The sequence below is a fragment of the Sphingopyxis sp. PAMC25046 genome, from assembly GCF_004795895.1.
Taxonomy (GTDB): Bacteria; Pseudomonadota; Alphaproteobacteria; order Sphingomonadales; family Sphingomonadaceae; genus Sphingopyxis.
On sequence record NZ_CP039250.1, the window covers coordinates 493,346 to 511,053 of the forward strand.

General features: G+C 65.5%; 12 protein-coding genes. 5 read left to right on the top strand and 7 right to left on the bottom strand.

All coding sequences use genetic code 11. The features are described from left to right. Positions 1–16: 16 nt before the first annotated feature. Together E5675_RS02265 and E5675_RS02270 are read left to right on the top strand one after the other, a co-directional pair. Complete coding sequence (locus E5675_RS02265) at positions 17–1,231, top strand: FAD-dependent oxidoreductase (protein ID WP_136173152.1); 1,215 nt, start codon at positions 17–19, stop codon at positions 1,229–1,231. Continuing rightward, positions 1,228–2,832 carry an NAD(P)/FAD-dependent oxidoreductase gene (locus E5675_RS02270; RefSeq protein WP_136173153.1) on the top strand — a complete coding sequence of 535 codons (1,605 nt, stop codon included), beginning with the start codon at positions 1,228–1,230 and terminating at the stop codon, positions 2,830–2,832. Before E5675_RS02265 ends, E5675_RS02270 begins: the two co-directional genes overlap by 4 nt. Here E5675_RS02270 and E5675_RS02275 read toward each other — a convergent pair. The 6 genes from E5675_RS02275 to E5675_RS02300 all read right to left on the bottom strand — a co-directional run bounded on the left by E5675_RS02275 (position 2,794) and on the right by E5675_RS02300 (position 14,319). Next, on the bottom strand, positions 2,794–4,104 hold the full coding sequence (locus tag E5675_RS02275) for an amino acid permease (protein WP_247594748.1): 1,311 nt from the start codon (positions 4,102–4,104) through the stop codon (positions 2,794–2,796). The genes E5675_RS02270 and E5675_RS02275 overlap by 39 nt on opposite strands. Before the next feature lie 4 nt (positions 4,105–4,108). Beyond that, positions 4,109–6,535 (bottom strand): TonB-dependent receptor, encoded by a 2,427-nt coding sequence (locus tag E5675_RS02280; protein WP_136173154.1) that lies wholly within the window; start codon positions 6,533–6,535, stop codon positions 4,109–4,111. Positions 6,536–6,675: 140 nt separating this feature from the next. Continuing rightward, entirely contained in the window at positions 6,676–8,490 is a 1,815-nt protein-coding gene (locus tag E5675_RS02285) for a sulfotransferase (RefSeq protein WP_136173155.1), read from the bottom strand. Between the two features lie 2 nt (positions 8,491–8,492). Then, positions 8,493–10,094 (bottom strand): thioredoxin domain-containing protein, encoded by a 1,602-nt coding sequence (locus E5675_RS02290; RefSeq protein ID WP_136173156.1) that lies wholly within the window; start codon positions 10,092–10,094, stop codon positions 8,493–8,495. A gap of 56 nt (positions 10,095–10,150) precedes the next feature. Then, entirely contained in the window at positions 10,151–11,554 is a 1,404-nt protein-coding gene (locus E5675_RS02295) for a M48 family metalloprotease (RefSeq protein ID WP_136173157.1), read from the bottom strand. Between the two features lie 143 nt (positions 11,555–11,697). Beyond that, the gene (locus E5675_RS02300; RefSeq protein ID WP_210727594.1) at positions 11,698–14,319 is read right to left on the bottom strand and encodes a ribonuclease E/G; all 2,622 of its coding nucleotides are present in this window, start codon (positions 14,317–14,319) and stop codon (positions 11,698–11,700) included. Between the two features lie 637 nt (positions 14,320–14,956). Between E5675_RS02300 and E5675_RS02305 the strand changes: the two genes are divergently transcribed. After that, entirely contained in the window at positions 14,957–15,910 is a 954-nt protein-coding gene (locus E5675_RS02305) for an N-acetylmuramoyl-L-alanine amidase (RefSeq protein WP_136173158.1), read from the top strand. Positions 15,911–15,952: 42 nt separating this feature from the next. Here E5675_RS02305 and E5675_RS02310 read toward each other — a convergent pair whose 3' ends face one another. After that, entirely contained in the window at positions 15,953–16,597 is a 645-nt protein-coding gene (locus E5675_RS02310) for a dihydrofolate reductase family protein (RefSeq protein WP_136173159.1), read from the bottom strand. 100 nt (positions 16,598–16,697) lie between these two features. Between E5675_RS02310 and E5675_RS02315 the strand changes: the two genes are divergently transcribed. Beyond that, positions 16,698–17,189: a helix-turn-helix domain-containing protein gene (locus tag E5675_RS02315; protein WP_136173160.1), complete on the top strand. Its 492-nt coding sequence runs from the start codon at positions 16,698–16,700 to the stop codon at positions 17,187–17,189. A gap of 60 nt (positions 17,190–17,249) precedes the next feature. Next, positions 17,250–17,708 carry an FAD-binding protein gene (locus E5675_RS21665; RefSeq protein ID WP_247594749.1) on the top strand — a complete coding sequence of 153 codons (459 nt, stop codon included), beginning with the start codon at positions 17,250–17,252 and terminating at the stop codon, positions 17,706–17,708.

The window sequence follows — 17,708 nt, forward strand, 5'->3', positions numbered from 1 at the left end:
ACGAGAGGAGAGGGTTATGAGCGATCCGGTTATCATCGTCGGCGGCGGACCCGCGGGCATGGTCGCGGGCCTGCTCTTTGCTCGTGCGGGCGTTCGCGTGACGGTTCTCGAAAAGCACGCCGATTTCCTCCGCGATTTTCGCGGCGACACGGTGCATCCCTCGACGCTCGAACTGTTCAACGAGATCGGGTTGCTCGAAGAACTGCTCGAGGAGCCGCACGCTGCGATCGACACGATGACGCTCAATCTGCTCGGGCGCCAATATACGATCGCGACGATGAAGCATCTGCCGGTCGCGGCGCGCTTCGTCGCGATGATGCCGCAATGGGATCTGCTCGATTTCATCGCAGGGCAGGGACGGCGCTATCCGACCTTCGACCTGCGCATGTCGACCGAGGCGGCTGGGCTGACATATGATGATGCGGGCCGCGTCAGCGGTGTGACGCTGGCGAGCGGCGAGGCTTTGCCCGCGCGACTCGTCATCGCCGCTGACGGGCGCCGTTCGGTGCTGCGCGATGCGGCCGAGTTGCCGCTTGAGGATTTGGGTGCGCCGATGGACGTGCTCTGGTTCCGCATTCCGGTCCCGGCGGGGGTGGATATGTTAGAAGTCGCGCTCGGCACGATCGACAAGGGCGGCATGGTCGTCGCGATCCCGCGCGGCGATTATTGGCAATGCGCGCAGATCATCGAAAAGGGCGGCTTCGCGCCGATCGAGGCGCAGGGGATCGCGGCCTTTCGGAACAAGGTTGTCGAGATCGCGCCGGGCCTCGCCGCCGGGATCGATGCGATCCGGAGCTTCGACGATGTGAAATTGCTCTCGGTCACGCTCGACCGGCTCACCCGCTGGTCGCGCCCCGGCCTGCTCGCGATCGGCGACGCGGCGCATGCGATGTCGCCCGTCGGCGGCGTCGGCATCAACCTTGCGGTGCAGGATGCGGTCGCGGCCGCGAACATTCTTGCCGTCCCCCTCGCGGCGGGCGCTGATCCCGACCCGCTGCTGGTCAAGGTCCAGGAGCGCCGGTGGAAACCGACGACGCGGATGCAGGCGATCCAGCGTTTCGCGCACCGGCGCGTGATCGAGCTGATGCTGCGCGGCGAGATTACGCGCGTGCCCTTCGCCGTCCGCCTGCTCGACGCCATCCCGCTGCTGCGCCGCATCCCCGGCCGCGTCCTCGGCCTCGGCTTCGGTCGTCAGCATGTCCAATCCCCGCTTGCGAAAGAGTTTCGATGACCAAAGCCTATGATGCGCTGATTATCGGCGCCGGCCACAACGGCCTCGTCTGCGCCTTCTATCTTGCCAAGGCAGGGCTGAAGGTGCGGATCGTCGAGGCGCGCGACGTTGTCGGCGGCGCGGCGGTGACCGAGGAATTCGCGCCGGGCTTCCGCAATTCGGTCGCGAGCTACACGGTCAGCCTGCTCCAGCCCAAGGTGATCGCCGACATGAAGCTCGCCGATCATGGCTATCGCGTGATCGAGCGGCCGATCAGCAACTTCTTGCCGCAGGAGGATGGCGGTTACCTGAAACTCGGCGGCGGGCTCGAACGCACCCAGGCCGAGTTCCGCAAATTCTCGGCGCGCGACGCCGAGGTGCTGCCGCAATATTATGACGCGCTCGAAAATGTCGCCGAACTGCTCCGCGACCTCGCGCTGCGCGTGCCGCCGAACGTCGGCGACGGGATGCGCACGCTGCTCGACGGCGCGCGGCAGGGGCGGCGCTTTGCCACGCTCAGCCTCGAACAACAGCGCGACGTGCTCGACCTCTTCACCAAATCGGCGCGGACGATGCTCGACAGCTGGTTCGAGAGCGAGGCTGTCAAGGCCGCCTTCGGTTTCGACGCGGTCGTCGGCAATTACGCCAGCCCCGACACGCCGGGCAGCGCCTATGTCCTCCTTCACCATGTCTTCGGAGAGGTGAACGGCAAGAAGGGTGCGTGGGGCCACAGCGTCGGCGGGATGGGCAAGATCACCGAGATCATGGCGAAGGTTTGCCGCGACATGGGGGTCGAGATCAGCCTCGAAAGCCCGGTCGCGAAGTTGCTGGTCGATGGCGGCAAGGCGGTCGGGGTCAAGCTTGTCGGCGGCGAGGAAATCCCGGCGGCGCGCGTGATCGCCAACGTCGGGCCGAAGCTGCTCTACGAACGGATGATGGATGCGAGCGACCTGCCCGCCGACTTCCAGCGCCGGATCAAGGGCTTCAAGGCAGGCAGCGGCACTTTCCGCATGAATGTCGCGCTCAGCGAGCTTCCCAAATTCACCTGCCTTCCCGAACCGGGTGAACACCACCAGTCGGGTATCATCCTTGCGCCGACGCTCGACTATATGGACCGCGCCTTCCTCGATGCGAAACAGCATGGCTGGTCAAAGGCGCCGATCGTCGAGATGCTGATCCCCTCGACCGTCGATGACAGCCTCGCGCCGCCGGGTTGCCACGTCGCCAGCCTCTTCTGCCAGCAGTTCGCGCCCGAGCTTCCGGACGGGCGCGACTGGGACGATGAGGAGGAAGCCGCCGCCGACTGCATCATCGACACGGTCGAGAAGCACGCGCCGGGCTTCCGCGCGAGCATCGTCGCGCAGACGCGCCTGTCGCCCAAGGGCCTCGAACGCAAGTTCGGGCTCGTCGGCGGCGACATCATGCACGGCAATATGAGCCTTGACCAGCTGTGGGCTGCGCGGCCGGTGCTGGGCAATGGCGGGTATCGCGGGCCGGTGCAGGGCCTCTATATGTGCGGCGCCGGGACGCATCCGGGCGGCGGCGTCACCGGGGCACCGGGACATAACGCCGCGCAGGTGATCCTACGCGACCGGGGATTCTTCGCCCCGCGCTGGCGCTGACAGTCGTGTCCAGACATAGAGCGGCAGCCCCGCGACCATCAGGATCAGGCTCATCGCGCTGACGCCGATCCCGGCGCCCCACAGCGTCCATATCGCATAGGCGAGCCCCGCGAGCGCGACCGGGATCGCGACGCGCAAGCGCAACGCCGCCGCGGCGCAGGCGAGGTAGAGCCACAAGGTCACCGAGGTCGAGAGGATCGCCATGAAGGTGAACATCTCGGCGGTCGATTTGCTGCTGTTGAGGATGACGCAGACGGTCGCGATGACGCTCGACAGCAGCAGCGCGGCGGCGGGGGTGCCGTGGCGGTTCGTCTTTGCGAACCAGGCGGGAAGCAGCCCCTGTTCGGCAAGCCGCGCGGGCTGTTCGGCCTGGATCAGCGTCCAGCCGTTGAGCGCGCCGAGCGCGCTCACCGCGGCAAAGGCGGCGATCCACACCGCGGGGCCGTGCCCCCAATAGGTTTCGGCGAACAGCGCGAAGGGCGCTTCAGACGTCGCGACCGCGGCGGCGGGGAGCATCAGCGCGATCGCCGAGCAGACGATCAGATAGAGGAGGCCGGTTGCGAGGGTGCCGATGATCGTCGCGCGCGGGATGGTGACCGTCGGATTCGCGACCTTGTCGGCGGCGACGCTCGCCGATTCGAAACCGAGTAGTGCCCATAAAGTCAAGATCGCCGAGCCGCTGACGGCGGTCAGCGACAGGCCCTCGGCGGGGAAAGGCGTGATTGCCACGGGTTCGCTACGTCCGAAGGCGATGGGGATCAGCACGACGATGGTGACGAGCGGGATCAGCTTGATCGCGAGCGTGAGGATCTGGAAGCGCCCCGCCGCGCGTGCGCCTTGCCAGTTGATCGCGGTGACGAGCCAGATCAGCGCGATCGTCGAGATCGCCATATGATCGCCGATCGCGGGAACGAAGAGGCTGAGGAAGGAAACGCTCGCCACCGCGAGCGTGACGTTCGCGGTCCACACCGACACCCAATAAGCCCAGCCGATCATAAAGCTGGGGACGCGCCCGAAGGCGCGTTCGACGAAACCCGTCGGCCCGCTCGCGGCGGGAAACGCTACCGTCAGCCGTGCGATGACGAAAGCGAGCGCGAGCGCGCCGGCGATCGTGATCGCCCAGCCGGCGACGCCATTCCAGCCGAAGGGCGCGAGGCTGGCGGGGAGCAGGAACACGCCCGACCCGATCATATTGCCCATCACCAGCGCGATGCACAACGAAAGGCCGAGCTTGCGGCCCGGCCCTTCATTAACGGTGGAGGAATCGGTCACCCGGTCAGAATTCCTTGCTGACCTTGATACCGATCAGGCGCGGCCGCACGACCGTATCATAGAAGACGCCGCCGTTCGCGGTGACCCCGTCGGGGTCGCCGCAGGTGGTTTCGAGGCACTGGACCCCCGCGTTGATCACACCGTTGCTGTCGAACAGGTTCGTCGCGAAAAGCTCGGCCTTCCAGCTCTCGCCCTTCACCCCGACGCTGACGTCCGCGGTTGTATAAGCGTCAAACATGCCCTTGATGCCGTTTTCGAGCGTGCGCACGTCGCTGCGTCTTTTTCCGATATGATTGACCGCGAACTGGACATGCGCGCCAAGGTCGCCGACGGGGAATTCGTAGCGCGCGACGATATTGCCCTTGAACTTTGGCGTCACCGGCAGGCTCGTGCCCTTCGGCGCGAGCAGCGCATTGTCGGCGCCGTCTGCGCCGGGCAGCGTACAGTCGAAGGCGTCATTGGCGATCGCGCAGAAATCGCGGCGGATCTCGGCGTCGTTGTAGCTCATGCCCGCGTTGATCGAGAAGCCGTTCTGCCGGTAACCGAGGTCGAGTTCGATGCCGCGGATGCGCGCGACACCCGCATTGCGGATCTCGCTGAGCCCGTTGAGGCCGAGGAAGGAGAGCTGGATGTCGTTCCAGTCCTGCTGATAGATCGCACCGTTGAAACGCACCGGCCCCCAGCTCGTCTTCCACCCGAATTCATAATTGTCGAGCGTGTCCGAGCCATAGGGCGGGAGCGATCCGCGCCGGTTGATTCCGCCCGGACGGAAGCCGCGCGACCAGGTCGCATAGACGAGCGCATCGTCGCTGAACTTGTAGGTCAGGTTAAGCTTGTGGATGAAGTCGGTCTTCTTCGTCCTTTTGTCGAGGTTGGTACAGGGCGATCCGTCGACCACCGCCGGTCCCTGGCACGCATAGACCGGATTGCTGCTGAAGCCGGGATTGTTGTAACCGAAGAAACCGACAAGGCTGTTGTCATATTTATACACGCGCCCGCCGCCGGTCAGCGTGAGCTTGTCGGTGATGTCGAAGCTGATCTCGCCGAAGGCGGCATAGTCGCGGTCGACGCGAATCTGCTTGGTCAGCCAGATATTGTCGACGGTGCCGGGCACCTGCAGGTCGTCGGAGAGGCCGTCGATGATATAATGCTGTTCGATGTTATGCTTCTGCCGCTGCCAGAAGACGCCGCCGATGAAGCGGATGCGCGCGTCGGCGGGCGAGGCGACGCGCGCTTCGAAGAAGTTGCGCCGATAGCGGTCGATGCCCCGGATATATTGGTTCGGGCTGATCTGGTCGCCCGCATTGTCGTAAAGATAGACCGCGGAGCCATAAAGCGCGTCGTAGAAATAGGCATAGTCCGAATAGTCGCTCTGGACGTCGGTCTTGCGGCGCAGGTGCCCGCCGGTGACGGTGAGGTCCCAGTTGCCGAGCTTGCCCTCGATCGTCAGCGCGGCCTGCAGCCATTTGTCCTTCGACGATTCGGGATTGTACTGGACGGTCTGGAGCTTGCCGGTGACCGCGCTCGAGCGTTCCTGCGCGAAGCTGCCGTTGGTTTTCTGGATCTGGCCCATGATCGTCGGGCGCAATGTCCAGTCGTCGTCGAGATCGATGCCGAGCGCGAGGCGCGCGCCATATGTGTCGGCATCGTTGTAATTTTTCTCGGCGAGGTCCGCATTGGTCTGCACGATGTCGTCGCCAGGCAGGTCAACCAGATCGTCGCCGACGAATCGCTTGATCGGATAGGTGCGGCTGCCCGGGATATTGTCGATATAACCCGCGTCGTGACGATACCAGCCGACGAGGCGCAGCGCCGCCCGCTCGCCGAGCGGGGCGTTGATGAAGCCCTCCACGACGCCGCCGAAATCGCCGTGCGCGACATTGTTGAGCTCGACTCCGACCTCGCCATAGGTGCCGCTGGTATCGGGCTGGTTGGTGACGAGCTTGATCGTGCCCGCCATCGAACTCGCGCCATAGAGCGTGCCCTGCGGCCCCGCGAGCGCCTCGACGCGCGCAAGGTCATAGGCGTGGATGTCGAGCGCGCCCTGGATCGTCGTGATCGGCATTTCGTCGAGATAGGTGCCGACCGTCGGCAGCGACGCCGAATGGTTGGCATTTTCGCCCGATGCGACGCCACGGAAATAGACCTGGCTGAAGCCGGGGGCGGCGGTCTGGATCGTCACCGACGGCAGGAATTTCACGACATCCTGGAATTCCTTGACCTGCAGCTCGTCGAGCCGTTCGGTCCCGATCGCGGTGATCGCGAGCGGCACATCCTGTAAATTCTGTTCGCGTTTCGACGCGGTGACCACGATATCGCGGTCGTCGTTGGTGTTGGCTTGCTGCGCGAGCGCGGTTCCCGACGAGCACAATATCGTGCTTCCGAGCAGGAAAACGCCGCTGGTCGTGAATACTGTCGATAGCTTCCGCATGAGATCCCCCTCAAATGACAGTCATGTGACGGAGAATGACCGAGTGCAGCACAAGCGCAAGCATTGTTGTGCGGCGCAGCGGCCGTTGGTCGAAAATGTCGCGTGCTGTTGCGTAAAGGCAACGTTTTGCCGCGGCTCGCTCAGCCGAAATCGGTGGGTGCGGCCGGATAGGCGGTGAGCACGGGGCCAAGCCCCTCTTTCAATGGATCGAGCCATTTTTCATAGGGTCGCCATTGGCCGACGCCATCGCGGTTGATCGGGCGGCGCACCTGTTCGCTCGACGCGGTACGGACGGCGCGTGCGTTGGCGTGGAAGCTCATGCAGGTGTCCTCGAACGGCTGCTCCAGCCAGGTGAGCAGCGCACGGACCTCGGCCTCGGGATCGTCGAGCAGGGCCTCGTGGATCACGCGGTGGACGCGGCCGGGCTGCACTGCATCGATATGCGCCATCAGCCGGACATAGTCGCGGTAATAGCTTCCGACATCTGCAAGGCCGTAGCTGAACGCCTGACCCTTGGCGAAATGTTGGCGGAAGTTGGAAAAGCAGCAGTCGAGCGGATGGCGCCGGGCGTCGATGATCTTTGCATTAGGCAGGATCAGGCGGATGAAGGCGATGTAGAGCCAGTTGTTCGGCAGCTTGTCGATATAGAATGGCTTGTCGGTCTTGCGCTGGATCGCGGTGCGCTCGAGGAACGCCGCGCCCAGTTCCGCAAGCTGCTCGTGCGGGGTTTCGGCCAGCGCCTCGATCCAGCGGCGGCCGTCCTGCTTCACCTCGCGGCCGAGTCCGAGCGCGAGTGCGGGGATGTCGGGCAGCTCCATCGTGCCCTCGATCGCCGAATGGCAGCTAAGGATCTGTTCGATCAGCGTCGATCCCGCGCGTGGCATGCCCAGGATGAAGATCGGGTCGGGCGCCGGATCACCAGCATCGGCGCGCGCGTCGAAGAATTCGGGGGTGCAGGCGGCGATGATCGCGTCGACCGCGGCGCTGGTCTCGACGGCGCGATAGCCGAGCTGACCCGACCGGATGGCGTTGCCCGCAACATAGTGGCGGAATGCGGGCTCATATTCGCGATCGTCGTCATAGGCCTTGCCGAGCGCGAAATGCAGGTGGAGCCGGTCGTCGGCGCGGGCGTCGCCTTGGGGTTTGGTGGCGACGAGCGCCGCCTCCATCGCTGCGCGCTCCTCCGGCCCAAAACGGATCGTCTTGAGATTGGCGAGGCTCCACCAGATTTCGCCGAGCCCGGGATCAGAGGCGAGCGCGCGGCGATAGGCGGCGATGCCGTCCTCCTGGCGCCCCACCGTCTTCAGCATATGGCCATAGCTCATCCACAGCTTGGCATGATCGGGAAAGCGGCGGGTCAGTTCCTCATAGAGCGCGAGCGCCTCGTCATAACCACCGATACGACCGAGCGCGGCGGCGCGGAGGTTGGCGTGCGCGGGATTTTCGGGATCGTCGCCGAGCACCGCATCGAGCGTTTCCGCGGCCTCGGCGAAGCGGTTTTGCTTGTAATAAACGGTTGCGAGATTGGCGCGCGCCGCGCCGAAGCCGGGCGCGAGCTGCAAGGCGCGCGACAGCAATTTTTCGGCGTCCTCATAACGCCCGATCCGGCCCGCGACCTCGGCGAGCATGCGGATCGCCGCGACGTCGGTCGCATCTTCGCGCAGCCGCTGCCGCAGCGCGCCCTCGGCATCGGGAAGCCGGTTTTCGGTCAGCGCCAGCGCCGCGGCGACCATCGCCTCGTCGTGGACCGTCGCTGACACCGCGGCAAGCGAGGCGGCCTGCGCCTCGTCCTCGCGGCCCAGCGCGCGCAGCGCCTGTGCGGCAAGCCGGTGCGCCGCCGCCGAGACCGGCACCGCGTCGATGATGGCCCGTGCCTGCGCGAGCGCCGCGCCGGGCTGGCCGTTCAAAAGCTGGCGGGCGTTGGCGAGCGCCTGGTCGAGCGTGACGGTCGCCAAGCTCAGCTTTTCGCCGCGCGGGCCTTGCCGACCGCTTGACGCAGCGCGTCATAGCCGATCTGGCCTTGGAACAGCTGATCGCCGACGATCCAGGTCGGGGTGGCGTTGAGCTGGAGCTGGGTCGCGATCGCGAGGTTGCTGTCGAGCTCGCGCTGGAACAGCGCCTCGTTCGCGGTCGCGTCGGCGCTGCCGTCGGTCACGACACCTGCCTTTTCCGCCGCGGCCGCGATGGCGGCGGGTTCGAGCGACGACGCCTGGAACATCGCATGGTGGAAGGCGTCATATTTGCCTTGCCGCGCGGCGGCGAGCGCCATGATCGCGGCGTCGCGGCTCTGCGGGGCGATGATCGGCAGTTCGCGGAATACGACCTTGAGGCGTCGGTCCTCGCGGATCAGCCGGTCGACGTCGGGCACGCTCGCGCGGCAGAAGCCGCAGGCATAGTCGGTGAAGACGACGAGGGTGACGTCGCCGTCGGCATTACCCGCCCACGCACCGGCATAGGGCTTCTCGAGCGCGGGACGGATCCCGTCGATCGCCTTCGCGATCTGGCTGTTGCGCTGGGCTTCGAGCGCCTCGGGAATGATCTGAGGGTTCGCCTTGATATAGTCGGCGACGATGGTCTCGACCTCGCCCTTGCTCATCCCGCCGCCGAACCGTCCGCCGAGCCAGAAGGCGAGCGCGATCAGCAACAGGCCGCCGAGCGTCAGACCCCATATGCGAGTGGAAACGCCTTCCATCCCGGTCCCCTTGATTTGCGGCAGATGCCGCGACGCCATCGCTTTGGCGGCTACAGGCTTTTTCGCCGATGGGGCGATCGGCGATCGGTCGTCGCCTTCCCTCCCGTTCGCCGTGCTTTCCGGCGCCGGCTTTGCCATCACCGGAATCGCGGTCTCGCCGGCGAACAGCGGCAGGTCGGGCGCGGCCGCCGTCGTGGTGGCGGCTTCCTCGCGCGCGAGCAATTGTTCGAGCCCCGACGGTGGCGGTGTCAGATCCTCGCGCGCCGCCGGGCGCAGCTTGGTCGCGGCGTCGCCCAGCTGCTCGCGAAGGCTTTCGCTGCCCGCCTTGGCGATATCGACGACGCCCGCCCTGGTTTTGCCTGCAACCGCGCCGAGCTCGCGCCCGGCGTCGCTCGACAGCTTCCGGGCCTTGTCTCCGAGCGCCATCTTCTCCCAGGCCTCGCCGCTCGCCTTGGCCGCGGCGCGGCCCGCCTGCGCCGATCCGCGCCCGGCGGCGCGCGCGGCGCGGACGGTGACAGCGCCGGTTTTCGCGGCGAGTTCGCGCGAGCGGCGCGGAATCTCCATCGCCTCGACGCGCGCGGGGATGTCGGCGCGTTCGCCGACGCGGATCGTCCAGTCGGCAAACGCCTCGGCGCCGTCGCGGATACGGTCCCACAGATTTGCGGCGCCTGCCTTGATCGCTTCAGGCTTCACCAGCGGCTCGCCGCGCGGCTTCTCGGGCTTGCTGTATCGCGTAAGGTCGATGCCGACGGGAGGCTCTTCCTTCGGTTTCGCCAGTCCTTCGCCCTGCGTCGGCGCGCCCATGCCCGGCTTCGGCGCGGGGTCGCGCAGCCATGGCTGATAATAATCGTCTTTCTTGTCGGTCACTTATCGCCCTCGAGCATCACGGTATTGCGATGCGCTACCCCTGTCTGCACCCGAATCTAACGCCGTTTGCGCTCGCGTTCCACCTCGGCGCGAGCCACCATCGAAATATCCTGTGCACGGATCCAGTCGGGGGAGCCTTGGGGCAGTCCCTGCATCGCCATTTCGGCATTACGCAGCGCGAGCCCCGCCTGTCCACCCTCAAGGCTGTAGCGCTCGGCCGAGGCGAGCGCCGCGCGCGCCTGATCGCCCTTGTTCGCATAGACGATGCCGAGTTGATACCAGGCAAAGGGATTCTGGTTGTCGAGTGCAACCGCGGTTTTCAGTACGCGCTCGGCCTCGGGATAGTTGGCCGGATCCTCGGTCGCGATCAGCGCATGGCCCAATGTCGCGCTGATCAATGGCTGCGAGCGCGACTGCGACACCGCCTTGCGCAAGGGGGGGATCGCCTCCTTGGGCCGCCCCGATTCGAGCAGCACCTGGCCTTCAAGCTCGAGAAAATAGGGATCGTTCGGATTCGTCGCGAGTAATCCCTCGACCTCTGCCAGAGCCTTTTGCGGATAGGCGCTCTTGTGCCAGGCATAGGCGCGGGCATAGCGCGCCGGGATGCTGCTGTTGCTTTCGGGGAATTTGCGCAACGTCCGCTCCGGCTCTGACATATAGCCCGACAGCTTGGCCTTGATCCGCTGGAATCTTTTCTCGATCGCGGGATCGGCGGGTTTGTCCCATGCCGGATCGATGACATAGACCTCGCGCAGCGTCTGGATGCGGTCGCCCGACATCGGGTGGGTGCGACCATAGGCCTGATCGTCGTCCTGCTTCACCGCATAGCGGAATTCGAGATTTTGCAGTTTCTTGAAGAAGGCGAGGCTGCCGCGGCCGCTAATCCCGGCCTTCGACAGATATTGCGCTCCTGCGGCGTCGGCCGTCGATTCCTGGACGCGGCTGAAGGCGAGAAACTTGCCGAGCGCAGCCTGCTGGCCCGCCATCATGATGCCCATGCCGGCTTCACCGCCGCCCGCCGCGATCGCCGCGGCGCCGAGCAGCAGGCTGAGCAACGAGATGCCGCTCGCCGCTTTCGCGCCTTCGTTGACGCGGATCGCGTGACCGCCCATCACATGTCCGAGTTCGTGGGCGAGCACCCCTTGCACCTCTTCGGCGCTGTCGGCGGCTTCGATCAAACCGCTAAAGACATAGATGTCCTGGCTGCCCGCGACGAAGGCGTTGATGCTGCGGTCGCCGAGCAGATGGACACGCACCTGCCCCGGCTGAAGCCCCGCCGCTACGGTGAGCGGGTCCATCATGTCCCGGAACAGCGCCTCGGTCTCGGCGTCGCGCAGGATCGATTGTGCCATTGCCGGGCGCATCGCGATCGCGAACATCGCCAGCAAGATCAGCAGGATACGAAAAAGGGGGCGCAACGTCGACGCCCCGGACGCGGGTTGCGGCGGGAAAGCGGTCATCCCTGCCCTTCTTGCGCCGCGCGCCTGAACCCCGAGTGAAGCCATGGGGCTTATTGGAGTTCAGGTCGCGCGGACGCAAGGTCAGCTTGCGATTTCTGCGATCAGTTGCCGCCGATCAGTTGCGGCCCGATCGGCCTGGATGATCAATTGCCAAAGGTGCGCTGCCACCAGCCGCGGCGCGGTTCCCCGTCGGGGCCTTCTTCTCCCTCGTCGCCGTTGGCGGCGACCGGTTCGGCGTCGCGCGCCGTGGCGGCTTCGGGCGCGGCCTCGGCGGCGACGGCCTTCTTGGCGCGGCTCGCGCGCTTTTTGGGCGCGGGCTTGGCGGGTTCGGCTTCGGGCTCGGGCGCTGCTTCGACCACCGGCGCTGCTGCCGCGGCCGCAGTCGCCGCTTCGGCTTCGGTCGCTGCCTTGGTTTTGCGCGGCGCCCGCTTGCGCTTCGGCTTCTCCTCGGCAACCGGTGCTTCTTCGGCGACCGGTTGGGCGGCTTCGGCTGCCTCGGCCGGTACCGCTTCGGCTTCGACTACCGCCTCGTCGGCGGCGTCCGCGGTATCGGCCTTCTTGCGGCCGCGTCCACCACGGCGGCGGCGGGGCTTGGCTTCGGCCTCCTCGGCATCCGCTTCCGAAGCAGCCTCGACAGTTTCGGCCGGCGCGGTTTCGGCTTCGGCTTCGTCGGCGCTGTCGCCATCGCGATCCTCGCCGCCGTCGCTGCCTTCACCGATTTCATTGCCTTCTTCGTCGCGGCGACCACGACGACCACGGCGTCGACGGCGGCGTCGCTTGCGCCCGTCACCATCGCCTTCGCCCTCCTCACGGTCGCGTGATCGCGCAGGACGTTCGTCGGCGACTTCCTCTTCGGCTTCTTCTTCCTCGTCCTCGGGATAGTCGTCGTCGTCATCCTCGATCGGCGTGATCGGTGCAAAGCTGCGGCGCGCGACCGGTGGCGGGCCGCTCACTTCGACTGCCATGCGCGCGCCTTCGGTTTCGCCGTCGGGCAGGATTTCGACCGTGACGCCATAGAGTTCTTCAATCTCACGCAATTCGCGGCGCTTCTCGTTGAGCAGGTAGAAGGTCGCTTCCTGGCTTGCGCGCAGCGTGATCTTGTTGCCCTTGCCGCGCGCGGCTTCCTCTTCGATCAGGCGCAGCGCGCTGAGACCCGCCGACGAAGCAGTGCGGACGAGGCCAGTGCCTTCGCAATGCGGGCACGGGCGCGTCGATGCCTCGAGCACGCCGGTGCGCAGGCGCTGGCGGCTCATCTCCATCAGCCCGAAGCCCGAGATGCGGCCGACCTGGATGCGCGCGCGGTCGTTCTTCAGCGCATCCTTCATCGCGCGCTCGACCTTTCGGACGTTCGAGCCATGATCCATGTCGATGAAGTCGATCACGACGAGGCCCGCCATGTCGCGCAGGCGCAATTGGCGCGCGATTTCGTGCGCGGCCTCGAGGTTGGTATTGAGCGCGGTCTGCTCGATATTATGCTCGCGTGTCGAGCGGCCCGAGTTGATGTCGATCGAAACCAGAGCCTCGGTCGGATTGATCACCAGATAGCCGCCCGATTTCAGCTGGACGACGGGATTGAGCATCCCCGCGAGCTGGTCCTCGACGCCGTAGCGCTGATAAAGCGAGACCGGATCGGCATATTGCTTCACGCGGCGGGCGTGGCTCGGCATCAGCAGCTTCATGAACTGTTTCGCCGCCTTATAGCCGTCGTCGCCCTCGACGAGCACTTCCTCGATGTCTTTGTGATAGATGTCGCGGATCGCGCGCTTGACGAGGTCGCTGTCCGAATGGATCAGCGCCGGCGCCGAGCTGCCCAGCGTATTCTCACGAATCTCGTCCCACAGGCGGGCGAGATAGTCGAAGTCGCGCTTGATCTCGACCTTGGTGCGGCTCATCCCCGCGGTGCGGACGATGCAGCCCATCGTCGGCGGCAGGTTGAGTTCGTCGATCATCGCTTTCAATTTGCGGCGATCGGCACCGTTCGAAATCTTGCGGCTGATCCCGCCGCCGTGCATCGTGTTCGGCATCAGCACGCAGTAACGGCCGGCGAGCGACAGATAGGTAGTCAGCGCCGCGCCCTTGTTGCCGCGCTCTTCCTTGACGACCTGCACCAGCATCACCTGGCGGCGACGGATGACGTCCTGGATCTTGTAGCGGCGGCGCAGCGACATGCGGCTCTCGCCGTCCTCGTCGTCATTGCGGCGGCCACGTCCGCGGCCCCGTCCGCCCTTGCGACCGTCACGCCCGCGGCGCTTGCGATCGCCGCGGCCATCCTTGCCTTCCTCGGTGCCTTCTTCGCTTTCGCCATCGTCGGCATCGCCGTTTTCGGCGGCCTCTTCCTCGTCGCCATCGCCATCTTCGCCGATGGTTTCGGGGGCGGGGGCATCGCCATTTTCGTCTTCGTCGTGATATTCGACGTCGGCGACATCGCCCTCGAGCTCGTCGAGATCCTCCTCGGCGCGCTGGGCGGCGGCGGCGGCATGTTCGGCCTCTTCGCGCAGCAGCGCGTCGCGGTCTTCCTTCGGAATCTGGTAATAGTCGGGGTGGATTTCGCTGAAAGCGAGGAAGCCGTGGCGATTGCCGCCATATTCGACGAACGCCGCCTGCAAGGACGGTTCGACGCGGGTTACCTTGGCCAGATAGATATTGCCCTTGAGCTGCTTGTGCTCGGCGGACTCGAAATCAAACTCCTCGATTCGGTTTCCCTTGGTGACGGCGACCCGGGTTTCTTCCCGGTGCCGCGCGTCGATCAACATGCGCGTGGTCATCAGATACACTCCAAGCGCGCCTCGGCGCGCCATCAAAAAATCCCGCTAACCCTCCTTGCGAGAGGCCGCGGCGGAAAAGGGTGAAAGAAAAAAAGACGTTATTGCCGAAAGGAGCCTGCGTCCGGTCCTGGACGCGCATGCGGTCTTCAAATCCGGCGACGACCGGGGCGAAAGTGCCCGCGTCGGGATTTGAAGAGGGCATGGCAAGCCTCATGCGGCATCAACCTGTTACGGGATGAGCGGGCAGGCAGGGCGGGCGTGCAAGCGAACGCCCCGACTGTCCGGTCAACCGGGTGGACTGGCGGCACATAGCCCTTCCCCGACTGTCCGGCGCCAAGGCGGCCTTGATCCGCATATCTGCGGAGCAGGCCTTCCCCTCAAAAGGCCGGACGGCACCGGGGAACGACACCGTCAGTGTGGGCGTGCTAGCATCGGCATAGGCCGACGGCAACCACAACCGCCCCAGAAAGATAGGTTGGCGCCAAGGTGTTGCAAGAAAACCATTCGGTCACGCGGCGGTCCGACTTCGCTTTGTCTCGCGATGGCGAACGGTGGATTCATCCTGTTGTCGCGCCGGAAAGCTCGCGCCTTCGAATAGGGCTGGACCATTGCTTGCCTTGGACGGCATAGACGCGCCATGAGCCCGCTGCTCGTCCTGATTGGCATGATCGGAGCCTCCCCGGCGGCATTGCCGGCGCTGACCCGCGCGATCGATGTCGACCCGCGCCCCGCCTCGGCCGGTGAATTCAACCCGGCATCGCAGGGCCTGAGCGGCGAATTGCAGCCGTTCACCCGCTTTCGTGCCAAGCGTCCGGAAAAACGCTATAGCGTGACGGTTCCGATCGGAAAGCCCAAGCCCGCGGTGGCGCTGCCCCCCATCGAAGGCCCCGCCGACGCGCGTATGCCGCTCGTGGTGATCGACGCGGGACACGGCGGCCACGACCCCGGTGCGATTTCTCCGCACGACGGCAGCCATGAAAAGGACATCACGTTGGCGCTCGCCCGCGCGATCCGTAAGGATTTGCTCGCCTCGGGGCGCGTACGTGTCGCGCTTACGCGTTCGGACGATCGCTTTCTCGTGCTCGAAGAGCGTTACGGCATCGCCCGGCGGTTGAAGGCCGATCTGTTTATCTCGGTTCACGCCGACGCGGCCGAGAACCAGGACGCCAGCGGCGCTTCGATCTATACGCTGGCCGAAGTCGCCTCCGACCGCGAGGCGGCGCGGCTGGCAGCGCGCGAGAACAAGGCGAATATCATCAACGGCGTCGATCTTGGCGCGCACAGCGGCGATGTGTCGGCGATCCTGCTCGACCTCACCCAGCGCGAGTCGATGAATGTCGCCTCCGACTTCGCGCGGCTGCTCCAGCGCGAGGCCTCCGACGAGGTCAAATTCCGCACCACCGCGCACCGCTTCGCCTCGTTCATCGTGCTGAAGGCGCCCGACACGCCGTCGGTGCTTTTCGAAACCGGCTTCATCTCGAACAAGGACGATGTCGAGTTTCTCGCTTCGCCCGCAGGACAGAAAAAGGTCGCGCGCGGCGTCCGCGACGCGGTGCAGATCCATTTCGCGCGGCGCAACGTGGCGCGCTGATGTCCGCGGCCGGGCCAGCGAAAGGCTGGTGGCGCTCGGGTTCTAGCCCCGGCTGACGATCATATGCGTCGCGCCCGCGCCCGCAACGTGCCGCGTCACGCGATAGCCGAGTTCGGGAAGGTCGATACCCGCGAACAGGCTCTCGCCGCCGCCGAGCAGGACGGGCGCGACCGCCAGATGCAGCTCGTCGATCAGACGCGCTTTCAGATATTGGCGGATCGTCGACACGCCGCCGCCGATGCGGACGTCGCGATCGCCGGCCGCGTCGCGCGCGCGTTCGAGCGCCGCCTCGACCCCGTCGGTGACGAAGTGGAAAGTCGTGCCGCCCGCCATGGTGACGGGCGCGCGCGGATGGTGCGTCAGGACGAAAACCGGGACATGATAAGGTGGATTGTCGCCCCACCAGCCCTTCCATTCGTTGTCGGGCCAGTCGCCGCGTACCGGGCCGAACATGTTGCGACCCATGATCCACGCGCCCAGATTTTCAAAGCTCTGCGCGCCGAAATCATCATCGACCCCGGTCGTCCCCTCCTCCTTGTCGGACATTTTCTGGAACGAGCGCGTTGGGACGAACCAGTCGTGCAGCCTTTCACCGTCGCGGCCCAGCGGGTCCTGCAAACTCTGTTCGCGTCCTGCGCCATAGCCATCGAGCGAGAGGCTGAATGCGGCAACCTTTACCTTGGACATGATCCTTCTCCAATGTGATTGTATTATGCAACCAGTTGCGTGTCGCTATGCAATCTGATTTCATATTGCAAGCAGTTTTGTTCGGCCCTACAGCGGATGCGTGACGAACCCACGCTCCGGATGCCCGATCAACCTGACGCTGGAGACGCTCGGCGACCGCTGGAGCCTGATCGTCATCCGCGACATCATGTTCGGCAATCGCCGCCATTTCCGCGAATTGCTGACCGGGTCGGACGAGCGAATCGCGTCGAATATCCTTGCCGATCGGCTGAAGCGGCTGGTCGAGGCCGGGCTGCTCACCAAGGCCGACGACCCGACCCACAAGCAGAAGGCCGTCTACAGCCTGACCGAACGGGCGATCGATCTCGTGCCGCTGCTCGTCCATATGGGCGCTTGGGGCCGGCGGCATCTTCCTGTGACGCACGAGATGTCGATCCGCCAAGAACTGCTGGAGGAGGGCGGTCCCATGCTTTGGGACGATTTCATGGACGAGTTGCGCACGCTCCATCTGGGCGCACCGGCGCGCGGCGATTCGGCGAACGTGCTCGAGAGATTGACCACGGCCTATCGCCGGGTCTTGAAGCAGAAATAATATAGTCTTGACTAACTTTTCTGCGGGCGCCAGCTTTGTGGCGCTGGTCGGGAGAGAAGCATGGTATGGAGCAACTGGTCGGGAAGCGTCACAGCCAGCGGACAGTTCGTCCGCCCGCAAAGCGAGGACGAGCTTTCGATGCTCGTCCGCAGCGCCCACAAGCTGCGCGTCACCGGCGCCGGACACAGTTTCATGCCGCTTTGCGAATCGGGCGAGCTGATCGTCAGCCTCGACGACATGGCGGGCGCGGTCCACATCGCCGCCGATCGCCGGACGGCGCGCATTCCCGCGGGCTGGAGCATCCGCCGGCTGACCTCGGCGCTGTGGGAGGAGGGATTGGCGCTCGCCAATCAGGGCGACGTCAATCCGCAATCGCTCGCCGGCGCGATGGCGACGGGGACGCATGGTACCGGCGTCGACCTCGGCTCCTTATCGACCTTCGCCCGCGGTTTCCGGCTCGTCGATGCCGAAGGCGAGCCGCATTGGTGCGATGCCGCGACGAACGCCGACCTCTATTAG

Bases quoted from the DNA above. Each gene is read 5' to 3' on its own strand.
- E5675_RS02265 (WP_136173152.1), top strand. From the start codon at position 17: ATGAGCGATCCGGTTATCATCGTCGGCGGCGGACCCGCGGGCATGGTC.
- E5675_RS02305 (WP_136173158.1), top strand. From the start codon at position 14,957: ATGAGCCCGCTGCTCGTCCTGATTGGCATGATCGGAGCCTCCCCGGCG.
- E5675_RS02280 (WP_136173154.1), bottom strand. From the start codon at position 6,535: ATGCGGAAGCTATCGACAGTATTCACGACCAGCGGCGTTTTCCTGCTC.
- E5675_RS02310 (WP_136173159.1), bottom strand. From the start codon at position 16,597: ATGTCCAAGGTAAAGGTTGCCGCATTCAGCCTCTCGCTCGATGGCTAT.
- E5675_RS02270 (WP_136173153.1), top strand. From the start codon at position 1,228: ATGACCAAAGCCTATGATGCGCTGATTATCGGCGCCGGCCACAACGGC.
- E5675_RS02295 (WP_136173157.1), bottom strand. From the start codon at position 11,554: ATGACCGCTTTCCCGCCGCAACCCGCGTCCGGGGCGTCGACGTTGCGC.
- E5675_RS02300 (WP_210727594.1), bottom strand. From the start codon at position 14,319: ATGACCACGCGCATGTTGATCGACGCGCGGCACCGGGAAGAAACCCGG.
- E5675_RS21665 (WP_247594749.1), top strand. From the start codon at position 17,250: ATGGTATGGAGCAACTGGTCGGGAAGCGTCACAGCCAGCGGACAGTTC.